Raw genomic sequence first — 11475 nt, 5'->3', positions numbered from 1 at the left:
AACTGCCGGCCCTGACGGCCGGCTTTTCGCTGGTGCCCGCCGGCTTGGGCGAGCGCGTCGGCGATTTTGGGGCTTTGGCGCTGGTCAGCTGAATCTGGCTGTATTTGCTACTAATACTATAGCTATAGGGGCCCGTTTTTAAAGCGCCATAGCCCGATTTGATGCGTATTTTTGGGCAGGGGCGCGCCGCCCCGGCCTCAGCTCAGGGCAAATCCTTGTCCACTTCCGGCAAGGCGGCGTCGCGCGGGCCGACCCGGCCCAGCCGCGCCTTGAGCGACTGGGGTTGGCCGGTCAGGATGGCGGCGTAGTTGGTGGCGTTGGACAGTACTTTTTTCACGTAGTCGCGGGTTTCATTGAAGGGCACGTTCTCGGCCCAGATGGCGGCGTCCAGCACCGGGCCGTTGCGCCAGGTGCGCGGCCGGCCCGGGCCGGCGTTGTAGGCGGCTGCGGCCATGGGCATGGAGCCGTTCAGGTCGTCCAGCGCCAGCTTCAGGTAGGCCGTGCCAATCGTGATGTTGGTGTCGCGGTCGTTGATCTGCTCGGGGCTGAAACTGTCCATGCCGATCTTGCGGGCAGTCCAGCGCGCCGTGGCGGGCATGACCTGCATCAGCCCCGAGGCGCCCACGCCCGAGCGGGCGTCCATGATGAAACGGCTTTCCTGGCGGATCAGGCCATACACGTAAGCCGGGTCCAGGTTGATGCCCTGGCTGCGTTTGATCACCGCCTCGCGAAAAGGCATGGGAAAGCGCTGCTCAAAGTCGGTCTCGGTGGCGGTGCGCTCGCTGGTGTTGATGCAGCGGTCCCAGATCTGGCGGTCGCAGGCCAGCTGGGCTGCGGCCAGCAACTCGCGCTCGCCCATGCCGCCGCGCTGGTGCAGGCTGGTGCTGTAGTTCCACTCGCGCACGCCCTCGCTGCGCAGACCCATGCCAATGGCGTAGACGCCGCGGTTCAGGCCCGGATTCAGCCGTGCGCTTTCTTTTTCGGCCGTGCTGAGCGGTGCCGGCTTGGGCGGCACCGTGATTTTCTGGCCCAGGTCTTCCAGTGCCAGTTGCTCGTAAAAACCGCGCACCGAGGCAATCGACTGCAGCATCGCCTGCGCCTCGGCGCGCTGCGCCGCATCGGCCGGCGCCGTGGCGAGCAGCGCGCGCGCCTTCCAGTAACGCCAGGTCGGGTCCTTGCGCGCTTCGTCGCTCATGGCATCAACGGCTTCCAGCACCTGCTTCCAGTTGGGCTGGCTGCCTGCGCGCAGGGCGGCCCTGGCTTTCCAGGCCAGCGTGTCGTCGGTCAGGTCGCTGTCCTTGCTGATCCTGGCAAAGTACATCATGGCGTCGCTGGCGGGCTGGGTGCCCATGCGCATGGCGACCCGCTTGCCAATCAGGCCCCAGACCCAGTTGCGCTCCTCGGCGGTCAGCTGCACGGCCCATTTGCCCTCCATCTGGGCGGCGGCCGCTTCCGTGTCGCTGGCGGCCAGCTTGACCAGCGCCAGCGTGATGAGTTCCTTGCGCACCTTGCGCAGCGCCAGCTGCTTCTCCGTCAGGAACTTGGCGGGGTTGCTGTTCAGCTCGGCCACCAGCCCCATGGCCTCCGGGGCGATGATCTGCACCGCGTCGCGCGCGGCCGCGGGGCGGTTGGCCTCCAGCGCCAGCCGTGCCTTGTGCCAGACGTCTTGCGGCGTGAGGTTTTTGGCGCCCACCAGCCGCTCGGCTGCCGCCCTGCAGCCGTCGCCCGCATCGCGCTGCGCCTGCCAGTTGGTGCGCACTTCGTTGGACAGGGCTGCGTCCATGGCCGGATTTTTCACGTGCTCGACCAGCAGCGCGTAGCAGCGCACCTCCCGGTCGTCGTTCATGCGAAAGTTGGGGTATTCGGTGGCAAAACCGGCCCAGTCGCGGCGCTGGCCCAGCAGCAGCAGCCAGTCGTTGCGCATGCGGTCTTCCTGGTAAGTGCCGGCGTAGCGGGCCATGAAGCCCTGCACTTCCTGCGGGCTGGCTTCGTTCAGCCTGGCCTTGAGTTCCCAGTAGGCAGCCCAGGGTTCGAGGGCGTGGCCTTTGGCTTGGGGCAGCAGTTGCGCCAGCCGGTTTTTATCGCCGCGCCGGAAGGCATTGTTCATCTCCAGAATCAGGCTGTCGCCGGCTGATGTATTCTGAGCCGCTGCAGGCGCCACCAGGGCGGTGCAAAGTGTCGCGCAGAGCGTGGCACCGAAAAGAAATTTATGTAGCATTGGGACATTATGGACAAATTAAGTACCCGTAAAGCGCTTATTGAATCGCGCCTGAACATGCCCGACCGCCAGGAACGGTCTGATTTGCTGCAGCGCGTCATGCGGATCTGGCTGTTTGACCGTCCCGATGTGGTGATTGGCGCCTATTGGCCCATCAAGGGCGAGTTTGACCCGCTGCCCGCGCTGTACCGCTGGCAGGAAGACGCGATGTTGGGCCAGGAACTTCAGGAAAACGAGGCTCTGCTGACCGAAGGCCGGGCGCAGCTGGCGACGGAAAGCCTCGCCAGTCGCTCGCCGCGCAAGATCGGCCTGCCGGTGGTCAACAAGCTGCACAAGACCCTGACCTTTCATGCCTGGTACCCCGGCTGCCCGATGGAGGAAGACGCCTACGGTATTCCCAAGCCCAAGGGCACCGAGGAGATCGTGCCGACGCTGCTGTTTGTGCCCTGCGTGGGCTATGGGCCGGGCGGCTACCGCCTCGGCTACGGCGGCGGTTTTTACGACCGCACGCTGGCCACGCTGCAGCCCCGTCCGGTGACGGTGGGCCTGGGCTTTAGCCAGGGCTGGCTGCCCGACCTGGAGCCCGAGTCGCACGACATTGCGCTGGATGCGCTGCTCAATGACAACGGCGTGGCCTGGCCCGTCTGAACAGCGCTCTGGGCCAGCTGTCCATTGGCGTGCGCCGAAGGGTTCAGGTATCCCAGTCGACGCCTGGCAGCAGCGCGACGAACGCGTCGACGGCGACCTGGCCGTCCAGCCGTTCAAGCTGCGCCAGCGCCTCGTCGCTGTCCGCCGAGGTGTAGCCCAGGCTGAAACGCCCGAATCGCCGTTTAGCCAGGGGACCGTGGTGCAGAACTTCTACATTGACATGGCGCGCATCATGGCGAATGCGCTCCAGCAGCGCCATCACCCCGCTCTGGCCGCCCTCCAGTTGCTGGCAAAAACGCATGCCATCAAAGATAAGCAGGCCCGTGATGTCCTTCTCATGGTTGGCCGGTCGCGCCTTGCGCGCAATGGCCGCCACCACGCTCAGGGGCGCATCGGGCGCCAGCGTGCTGACATAGAGCACTTCGTACAATCGGGTGGTTGTGTTCATCATTGCGGGCAAATATAGTGGGCGGCCGCGTGCCGGACAATGTGAAAAGACACAGTGTGGCGTGCCTGAAACTTTCCATTTATGAATAACCCTGCTGCCTCCCCCGGGACTTGTCCGCCGCGCTGCGCAGGGTGCCGCTTGCGCGAGACCAGCGCTTTCACGGCGGTCAAACCGGACGAGCTGGACTTCATCGAAGCCTTTCGCAGCGGCACGGCATCGGTGCCTGCGGGCGGCACCATCATTTACGAGCAAAAATCCAGCGGCAAACTCTTCACGCTGTATTCGGGCTGGGCCTTTCGCTACAAGACCCTGACCGATGGCCGCCGGCAAATATTGAACTTCTTGCTGCCTGGCGACCTGATTGGCCTGCAGCAGGAGTTCTCGGACAGCGCCATTCACGGCATCGAGGCCGTGACCGATGTGGCCTTGTGCGTTTTCCCGCGCGACGGCCTCTGGAAGCTGTTTCAGGCTTATCCCGGTCTGGGTTATGACATCACCTGGATTTCGGCGCGCGCAGAAGGCATGGTCGATGACAACCTGCTGACCGCCGGCCGGCGCAACGCCACCGAGCGCGTGGCTGTGCTACTGATGCACCTGTACCGCAGGATGGAGCGCATTGGGCTGGCGGAGGGCGGGGCCATCGACTTTCCCCTCAATCAGCAGCACATCGCCGATGCGCTGGGCTTGTCATTGGTGCACACCAACAAAACACTGCGGCGCCTGCAGCAGCTGGGCCTGCACGAGCTCCACAACGGGCGACTGCGCCTGCTCAATCCCAAGGCGCTGCAGCGCATTGCCGACTACTACGAAACACCGCCCCGGCAAGTGCCGCTGGTGTAGGCGGTCTCAATTCAAACCCTGCGGCGGCGGAGCGCGATCACTCGGCGTTCAGGACCCTGAAATCCTGCTCGTAGCGCTGCAGGGTTTGAATCGCGTGGAGGCGCTGGGCCGCCGTGGTGCTGTTGTGCAGCGCGGCAAAGGTGCCGCAGTTTTCATCGTTCAGCGCATTCTGGTTTTGGCGCAAGGCAGCATCCGTCGGGTTGAGCGTGCGCTCAAACAGGCCGCGCACGGCCGCCTGCGTTTTTTCAGGCGCGGCCTGGCCCGCAATCAGCGGGCGCAGGGTACGCAGCACATCATGCTGGCGGCGCAGTTTTTCGGCGTAGAACATCGACGCGTCAAAGCGCGATTGCGCCGTTCGCTGGCTGAGCACCGCCCGTTGCGGCTCGTCCAGCCGGCCATACAGCCGCTCGGCACGGCTGCGAAGCTGCTCCACGCGCTTGTCCTGCCGGTCTTGCGGCGTGCCTTCCATGAAGTCGCCCCGGTACTCTGCATTGCCCTTGGCAAAGCGGCGCTCCAGCTGCACCAGCTGGCCGGCGTTCAGGGTAGCGACCACGGCCGCAACGGCTGGCTCGGCCTGCCCGGACACCGCCGTCAGCTTGCCGCGCAGGTCTGCAAACACGGCGCAAGCCGCGTCGGTCGTGATGTCCAGCGGCAGCTGTTGCTGCAGCTTTTGCAGGGTGGCTATGTAGCCCGGCAACTGGGTTTTCCGGTGCCAGTCCTGCAGACCGGCCAAATCGTCCTTGACCCGCAGGCTCTGAGCGTCAAGAAAGTCAAAGTGCCCGTCCAGATACCAGTAGGCCAAACCAGGGGTCTGGTTGTAGACAAGCTTCAGGGTGCTGCAGGCCTGCAGCAGCCCGGCCACAGCCAGCACGGCCAGCACACCGATAATCCGGGGGTGGCGTTGCCCGTTCAGCGCCAGAACCGAACGCCACTTACTTAATATATTCACAGGAAATCTCATGGCACTCCCAATTGATGTCGTCATCATGGCCGCAGGCAAGGGCACGCGGATGAAAAGCGCACTCCCCAAAGTGTTGCACCGTTTGGGTGGCCGCGCCTTGCTGGGCCATGTGATCGACTGCGCCGCACGGTTATCGGCGCGCCAGGCGGTCGTGATCACCGGCCACGGCGCTACGGAAGTAGAAGCAGCCTGTGCCCGAATGACGGGGGATGACGCCGATTTTGGCTTGAAGTTTGCGCGCCAGATGCCGCAGCTGGGCACCGGCCACGCGGTGCAGCAGGCGCTGCCGTTGCTGCAGGATGACGGCGTCACGCTGGTGCTGTCGGGCGACGTGCCGCTGACGCAGGCCGATACCCTGGCGGCGCTCCTGGGCCAGTGCGATGGTCAGCGGCTGGCCTTGCTCACGCTCAGCATGGCCGACCCCACCGGCTATGGCCGCATCGTGCGCGCCGGCTCGCAGGCCTCCGCCCAGGTGCGCGCCATCGTCGAGCACAAGGACGCCAGCGACGACCAGCGTGCGATCCATGAAATCTACAGCGGCATCATGGCCGTGCCGACGCGACTGCTGCGCCGCTGGCTGGCCCGGCTGGACAACAACAATGCGCAAAACGAGTACTACCTGACCGACATCGTGAAGTTTGCCGTCGAGGACGGCGTGGCCGTGGTGGCGCACCAGATCACCGACGCGCCTCAGGTTGCCGGCGTCAACAGCCCGGTGCAACTGGCCGAACTGGAGCGCGTGTACCAGCTGCGGCTGGCCACGGCCCTGATGGAGCAGGGCGTGCGCCTGGCTGACCCGGCGCGCTTTGATGTGCGCGGCGAACTGGTTTGCGGCCAGGACGTCGAGATTGACGTGAACTGCCTGTTTGAAGGCAAGGTCAGCCTGGGGCAGGGCGTGCGCGTGGGCGCCAACTGCGTGATTGCCAACGCCACCATTGCCGCCGGTGCGGTGATTCATCCGTTTACCCACATCGACGGCGAAAAGCTCGGTGTGCAGGTCGGCGAAGGCGCGCTGGTGGGCCCGTTCGCCCGGCTGCGACCCGGCGCGGTGCTGGGCGCCGAGGTGCATATCGGCAATTTTGTCGAGGTCAAGAATTCCACGCTGGCCAAAGGCGCCAAGGCCAACCACCTGGCCTACCTGGGCGACGCCACGGTGGGCGAGCGCGTCAACTACGGCGCCGGCAGCATCACCGCCAACTACGACGGCGCCAACAAGCACCGTACGGTGATCGAGGCCGACGTGCACATCGGCAGCAACTGCGTGCTGGTGGCGCCGGTGACGATAGGCGCTGGCGGCACGGTGGGCGGCGGATCGACGATCACCAAGGACGCGCCGGCCGGCAGCCTGAGCGTGGCGCGCGGCAAGCAGGTGAGCATCGCCAACTGGTCGCGGCCCGTGAAAAAGGCGGTATCCTGAAGCAGGATGTCGCCCTGGATGCGCTCAGGTGTCGTTAAAGGCGCAATTCTTTGGATTCAGCCAAAGCTTTGACGAGTTTTTTGAGCGCATCGGTGGATGCTCGAACGGCTGCCAGCGAGAAGTTGCTCTTGAATTCATCGAATTCGGCCAGTCCCTTGCCTTCCACTCTGATGCTGGTGAGGTTCTGACCTTTGGCATCCACTACCGTGCAGTTCAGCATGACCGAGAACTGCGTCGGCGGCCAGGTGAACAGGCTTTGGGACGATGATGTGGTTGATATCTCCGGCGTGATCAGCAGCTGGATGCCGCTGGCAGAGATGGCGGCGCTGTCCTTGGGGTCGCGCACTTTGGTGACGTTCGTGAACACTTCACTCAAGGCTTTGTAAAAGCCCGCATCCAGGTCCCGATATGGAAAATAGCTAACCTTGTCACCGCCTCCACCGGCCGAGGTGACTTCCAGCGCACGACTGGCGTCGGAGATGTGGTAGCCGACCGGCTTGTTGATCCGGGTGCTGCTCTCGCCTGCAACGCTGGTCAGATCCGGACTCATGCTGATTGGATGGGCGCAGCCAAAAAGTGCTGCGCAGGTTGCAATGGAAAAAAGGAGTTTTGCGATTTTCATGAATTTGTGTGCTTGTTATTTTTTGACTGCCCGAATGAAGTCGGGATCGATGAACAGGCTGGAGAGCAGGTTTTGAACCATCAATGGGTAGTTGTTGGCTGCCCGTGGAATCGCCACCGCGCCAGCAAATGAGCTTTCCCATTTCATTTCGGTTTTTTTGACCTTGTCATAAGTCACCTGGTTCGAGCGCTTCACCATGAAGCGGGCTTCGATTTGTCCCTCGTTGGTGGAAATGCCACCGGCATCGATATTGTTTTTGGTCAACACGCCAGAGACTTCCACTTTGGATTGCGGGTCTTGCAACTTGGCCAGTTCAAGCTCCTGGCGAAGTGCTGCGGCGAGATAGTCGCCGTAATGAGCGCCGACTGGCGAGACCATGGAGCTGGCCCGTAAATTGATGGCGCTGGCTCCGGGCATCTCTGGGGTGACGCCGATCTGTCCCACCTTGAGAGTATCGATGCTGCTTTTCTTGAGCAGTTCGACGTTGTCTATAGAGGGAGAATAGTTGGGTGCAGGACCCGCGCAACCGACAAAGAAAGCGCACGCGCCCAGACCTGATAGCCACTTCAGCGGTTTGATCATTCGTTTTTTCATGAAATCCCTTGTATTGTTATTAATAGATTTTTTACAAAATCATTTAATATATTACATGAGTGGGCGCGGGTGATTCTCAGTGTTTTTGATGTGAAAGCAAACAGTTCATCTTTGGCAGATTCAACTCCAAAGCGCGATAGGTTCAGAAATCAGGGCGCTATGGAAAAACATCACAGATGTCTCTTGCGCACCGGTATTTGCAAGGCAATACCCAAGCGCGCAAAGCTCTGTCATTGGCTTGAACCCGACGCCTCCCGGTACATGGCCCCGACTTCTGACCCGCCAATAAAGCCGCTTCACAACGCGAGCCTGGCGATGATCCCAACGACCAGTCGGCGAAGGTGCAGTACGCCTCGCGCGCCGCATGCCTGGACAAATGACGCGAACTACCGTGCAAGCAGTACTTTTGGTTGGAACTTGGCTCGTTTGGTGCTGAAGAAGGCCTTCACATTGCGCACGTTCGCATCGCTGGTGAACAGCCGCTGCGAAAGCGCCAGGTAGGCCGGCATGTCGGCCACATGCACCACCAGGATAAAGTCCGGCCCCGGCGACACGCGGTAGCACTGCTGCACCGCGTCATCCAGCACCACGCGCGCCTCAAACATCTCCAGTTGCTCTGCGCCCTGCCGGTCTAGCGAAATCTCGACCAGCGCCGTCAGCCCGTGGCCCAGCACGGCGGCCAGCTTGTCGGGGCTGAGCAGGGCGATCTCGCGTTCGATCAGTCCGGCGTCGCGCAGCCGCTTGACGCGCCGCAGACAGGTTGGCGGCGATATATGCACGCGCTCTGCCAGGGCCTGGTTGCTGAGCGAGGCGTCTTGCTGCAGGGCGTCCAGCAGTTTGATGTCGGTGGCGTCTATGCTTAATTCTTCCATTTTTTTATCATAAATGAACTTAAATTCTATTTATTTGAATTGGTGAAATTTAATTCCATATAAGTACATAAATCAATCACATTAAAAAATGGCGAAGTCGTAGCATCGGCGCATTGTCTTTTTCTGGAGTGCTTTTATGTGCGGTATTGTTGCGGCGGTTTCTACCCGAAATATTGTTCCCATCCTGGTGCAGGGCCTGCAGCGGCTTGAATACCGGGGCTACGACTCCTGCGGCGTGGCCGTGTATGCCGACGGGCTCAAGCGTGCGCGCAGCACCTCGCGCGTGGCCGAGCTGCAGGCCCAGGTAGACAGCGACCACCTGGCAAGCGGCACCGGCATTGCGCACACCCGCTGGGCCACGCACGGCGCGCCGGCCATCCACAACGCCCACCCGCATTTCAGCCACGGCACGGGCGCCAACAGTGCAAGCCGCCCCGGCAAGGTGGCGCTGGTGCACAACGGCATCATTGAAAACCACGACGAACTGCGCGCCGCCCTGCAGGCCAAAGGCTATGTGTTTGAAAGCCAGACCGACACCGAGGTCATCGTGCACCTGATGGACAGCCTGTATGACGGCGACTTGTTTGAAGCCCTCAAGGCCACCGTGGCGCAATTGCACGGCGCCTACGCCATTGCCGCGTTCTGCAAGGACGAGCCGCACCGCGTGGTGGGCGCCCGCGCCGGGTCCCCTTTGATCCTGGGCGTGGGCCGGGGCGACTCCGAAAATTTCCTGGCCAGCGATGCCATGGCGCTCGCCGGCGTGACTGACCAGATCGTGTACCTTGAAGAAGGCGACCTGATCGACCTGCAGCTGGGCAAGTACTGGGTGTTTGACCGCCACCACCAGCGCGTGGAGCGCGAGGTCAAGACCGTCCACGCCCACAGCGGCGCGGCCGAACTCGGCCCCTACCGCCACTACATGCAAAAGGAAATCTTCGAGCAGCCGCGCGCCATTGCCGACACGCTCGAGGGCGTGAAAGGCATCGTGCCCGAGCTGTTTGGCGATGAGGCGTACCGAACCTTCAAGGACATCGACTCGGTGCTGATTTTGGCCTGCGGCACCAGCTACTACAGCGGCTGCGCGGCCAAGTACTGGCTCGAATCGATTGCCCAAATCCCGACCCAGGTTGAAGTGGCCAGCGAATACCGCTACCGCACCTCGGTGCCCAACCCGCGCACGCTGGTCGTCACCATCACCCAAAGCGGCGAGACCGCCGACACGCTGGCCGCGCTGCGCCATGCGCAAGGCCTGGGCATGACGCAAACCCTGACGATCTGCAACGTCGCCACCTCGGCCATGGTGCGCGAATGCAAGCTCGCCTACATCACGCGCGCCGGCATCGAGATCGGCGTGGCCTCGACCAAAGCCTTCACCACCCAGCTGGCCGGCCTGTTCCTGCTGACGCTGGCGCTGGCCCAGTCCAAGGGCCGGCTCAGCGAAGAAGAGGAAGCCGGCCACCTCAAGGCCATGCGCCACCTGCCCGCCGCGCTGCAAGCCGTGCTGGCGCTCGAACCCCAGGTCATCAGCTGGGCCGAAGACTTCGCCAAAATGGAAAACGCCCTGTTCCTGGGGCGCGGCCTGCATTACCCGATTGCCCTGGAAGGCGCGCTCAAGCTCAAGGAAATCACCTACATTCACGCCGAGGCCTACGCCGCCGGCGAGCTCAAGCACGGCCCGCTGGCGCTGGTCACCAGCGCCATGCCGGTGGTCACGGTCGCGCCCAACGACAGTCTGCTGGAAAAGCTCAAAAGCAACATGCAGGAAGTGCGCGCGCGCGGCGGCGTGCTGTATGTGCTGGCCGATGCCGACAGCCGCATCGTCAGCAGCGAAGGCATTCACGTCATCCGCATGCCCGAGCACTACGGCGCCTTGAGCCCGCTGCTGCATGTGGTGCCACTGCAGTTGCTGGCCTATCACACCGCCTGCGCGCGCGGCACGGACGTTGACAAGCCGCGCAACCTGGCTAAAAGCGTGACGGTGGAATAACGGGGGAGGGCGCCGGTGGGCGCCTGTTATCCAGCCATTGAGAACTGGCTGGATTCAGCACCTGGTTGATTCAAGGGTCATTGGGTTTTGCAGGCGTCTGTCGATAGATGCAGTCGCGCGAACCAGCTCCTTTGCGCACATAGAATGGCTGGCAAAGGGAGCCGCATGACGCCAGAGCAAAAAGCCAGAGTCAACATTGACACGCTATTAAACCAAGCTGGTTGGCACGTCTGCAATATGGATCAAGCCAACATCCACGCCGCCCGGGGCGTGGCGCTGCGTGAGTTTCCCCTTAATAGCGGCTACGGCTTTGCCGACTACCTGCTCTACATTGACGGCAAAGCCGCTGGCGTGATCGAGGCCAAAAAAGAGGGCTCCACCCTCACTGGCGTGGAAGTGCAGTCCGCCCGCTACACCCAAGGCCTGCCCGCCACCCTGCCGGCCTGGCATCGCCCCTTGCCGTTCAGCTACGAATCCACCGGCATCGAGACCCACTTCACCCAGGGGCTGGACCCGCAGCCGCGCGCCCGCGCCGTGTTTGCCTTTCACCGGCCCGAGACCCTGGCCGCATTCTTGAGAGACCTGCCCGCCAAAGGCTGGGAGTCCTCTGCGGCTGTGCACTCCGGCACGGGTGCGGGAACACCCAGCACGGCCAATGAGGGGAACTCCGGTTTTGCCAATGTCGCCGCTTCCTGCGCACCCACCTTCCTCGGCCGCCTGCAGACCATGCCGCCGCTGATCGAAGAAGGCCTGTGGCCCGCCCAGATCATCGCCATCCGCAATCTGGAAGCCTCGCTCAAGGCCAACAAGCCCCGCGCCCTGATCCAGATGGCCACCGGCAGCGGCAAGACCTTTACCAGCATCAGCT

At 62.8% G+C, this 11475-nt stretch carries 11 protein-coding genes; 5 read left to right on the top strand and 6 right to left on the bottom strand.

Features of this window, described 5'->3' with window-relative positions; all coding sequences use genetic code 11:
- Positions 1-202: 202 nt before the first annotated feature.
- Complete coding sequence (locus tag IV091_RS16705) at positions 203-2218, bottom strand: lytic transglycosylase domain-containing protein (RefSeq protein WP_293470386.1); 2016 nt, start codon at positions 2216-2218, stop codon at positions 203-205.
- Between the two features lie 9 nt (positions 2219-2227).
- On the opposite strand from IV091_RS16705, the gene IV091_RS16700 reads away from it, so the two are divergent.
- Complete coding sequence (locus IV091_RS16700; protein WP_293470385.1) at positions 2228-2866, top strand: 5-formyltetrahydrofolate cyclo-ligase; 639 nt, start codon at positions 2228-2230, stop codon at positions 2864-2866.
- 43 nt (positions 2867-2909) lie between these two features.
- Here IV091_RS16700 and IV091_RS16695 read toward each other — a convergent pair whose 3' ends face one another.
- Positions 2910-3314: a BLUF domain-containing protein gene (locus IV091_RS16695; protein WP_293470384.1), complete on the bottom strand. Its 405-nt coding sequence runs from the start codon at positions 3312-3314 to the stop codon at positions 2910-2912.
- Between the two features lie 81 nt (positions 3315-3395).
- On the opposite strand from IV091_RS16695, the gene IV091_RS16690 reads away from it, so the two are divergent.
- Positions 3396-4154 carry a Crp/Fnr family transcriptional regulator gene (locus tag IV091_RS16690; RefSeq protein ID WP_293470383.1) on the top strand — a complete coding sequence of 253 codons (759 nt, stop codon included), beginning with the start codon at positions 3396-3398 and terminating at the stop codon, positions 4152-4154.
- Positions 4155-4191: 37 nt separating this feature from the next.
- Here IV091_RS16690 and IV091_RS16685 read toward each other — a convergent pair whose 3' ends face one another.
- Positions 4192-5103: a DUF6279 family lipoprotein gene (locus IV091_RS16685; RefSeq protein ID WP_293470382.1), complete on the bottom strand. Its 912-nt coding sequence runs from the start codon at positions 5101-5103 to the stop codon at positions 4192-4194.
- A gap of 10 nt (positions 5104-5113) precedes the next feature.
- On the opposite strand from IV091_RS16685, the gene glmU reads away from it, so the two are divergent.
- Entirely contained in the window at positions 5114-6532 is a 1419-nt protein-coding gene (gene glmU / locus IV091_RS16680) for a bifunctional UDP-N-acetylglucosamine diphosphorylase/glucosamine-1-phosphate N-acetyltransferase GlmU (RefSeq protein WP_293470381.1), read from the top strand.
- 34 nt (positions 6533-6566) lie between these two features.
- On the opposite strand, the gene IV091_RS16675 is transcribed toward glmU, so the two are convergent.
- The 3 genes from IV091_RS16675 to IV091_RS16665 all read right to left on the bottom strand — a co-directional run bounded on the left by IV091_RS16675 (position 6567) and on the right by IV091_RS16665 (position 8620).
- Positions 6567-7154: a hypothetical protein gene (locus IV091_RS16675; protein WP_293470380.1), complete on the bottom strand. Its 588-nt coding sequence runs from the start codon at positions 7152-7154 to the stop codon at positions 6567-6569.
- 15 nt (positions 7155-7169) lie between these two features.
- Positions 7170-7748 carry a hypothetical protein gene (locus IV091_RS16670; RefSeq protein WP_293470379.1) on the bottom strand — a complete coding sequence of 193 codons (579 nt, stop codon included), beginning with the start codon at positions 7746-7748 and terminating at the stop codon, positions 7170-7172.
- A gap of 386 nt (positions 7749-8134) precedes the next feature.
- A complete protein-coding gene (locus IV091_RS16665) occupies positions 8135-8620 on the bottom strand; it encodes an Lrp/AsnC family transcriptional regulator (RefSeq protein WP_293470378.1) in 486 nt (161 codons plus the stop codon).
- A 136-nt stretch (positions 8621-8756) separates the two neighbouring features.
- On the opposite strand from IV091_RS16665, the gene glmS reads away from it, so the two are divergent.
- Both glmS and IV091_RS16655 read left to right on the top strand, forming a co-directional pair.
- On the top strand, positions 8757-10607 hold the full coding sequence (glmS, locus tag IV091_RS16660; RefSeq protein ID WP_293470377.1) for a glutamine--fructose-6-phosphate transaminase (isomerizing): 1851 nt from the start codon (positions 8757-8759) through the stop codon (positions 10605-10607).
- A 237-nt stretch (positions 10608-10844) separates the two neighbouring features.
- On the top strand, positions 10845-11475 hold a 631-nt coding region (locus tag IV091_RS16655; protein WP_293470376.1), incomplete at its 3' end, for a DEAD/DEAH box helicase family protein.

The sequence above is a fragment of the Polaromonas sp. genome, assembly GCF_018780625.1.
GTDB lineage: Bacteria > Pseudomonadota > Gammaproteobacteria > Burkholderiales > Burkholderiaceae_C > Polaromonas.
Note: the sequence above shows the minus strand (reverse complement) of the source record. Positions and strands in the feature narration are given on the sequence as shown.

Bases quoted from the DNA above. Each gene is read 5' to 3' on its own strand.
- IV091_RS16675 (WP_293470380.1), bottom strand. From the start codon at position 7,154: ATGAAAATCGCAAAACTCCTTTTTTCCATTGCAACCTGCGCAGCACTT.
- IV091_RS16665 (WP_293470378.1), bottom strand. From the start codon at position 8,620: ATGGAAGAATTAAGCATAGACGCCACCGACATCAAACTGCTGGACGCC.
- IV091_RS16700 (WP_293470385.1), top strand. From the start codon at position 2,228: ATGGACAAATTAAGTACCCGTAAAGCGCTTATTGAATCGCGCCTGAAC.
- IV091_RS16695 (WP_293470384.1), bottom strand. From the start codon at position 3,314: ATGAACACAACCACCCGATTGTACGAAGTGCTCTATGTCAGCACGCTG.
- IV091_RS16690 (WP_293470383.1), top strand. From the start codon at position 3,396: ATGAATAACCCTGCTGCCTCCCCCGGGACTTGTCCGCCGCGCTGCGCA.
- glmU (WP_293470381.1), top strand. From the start codon at position 5,114: ATGGCACTCCCAATTGATGTCGTCATCATGGCCGCAGGCAAGGGCACG.
- glmS (WP_293470377.1), top strand. From the start codon at position 8,757: ATGTGCGGTATTGTTGCGGCGGTTTCTACCCGAAATATTGTTCCCATC.
- IV091_RS16670 (WP_293470379.1), bottom strand. From the start codon at position 7,748: ATGAAAAAACGAATGATCAAACCGCTGAAGTGGCTATCAGGTCTGGGC.
- IV091_RS16705 (WP_293470386.1), bottom strand. From the start codon at position 2,218: ATGCTACATAAATTTCTTTTCGGTGCCACGCTCTGCGCGACACTTTGC.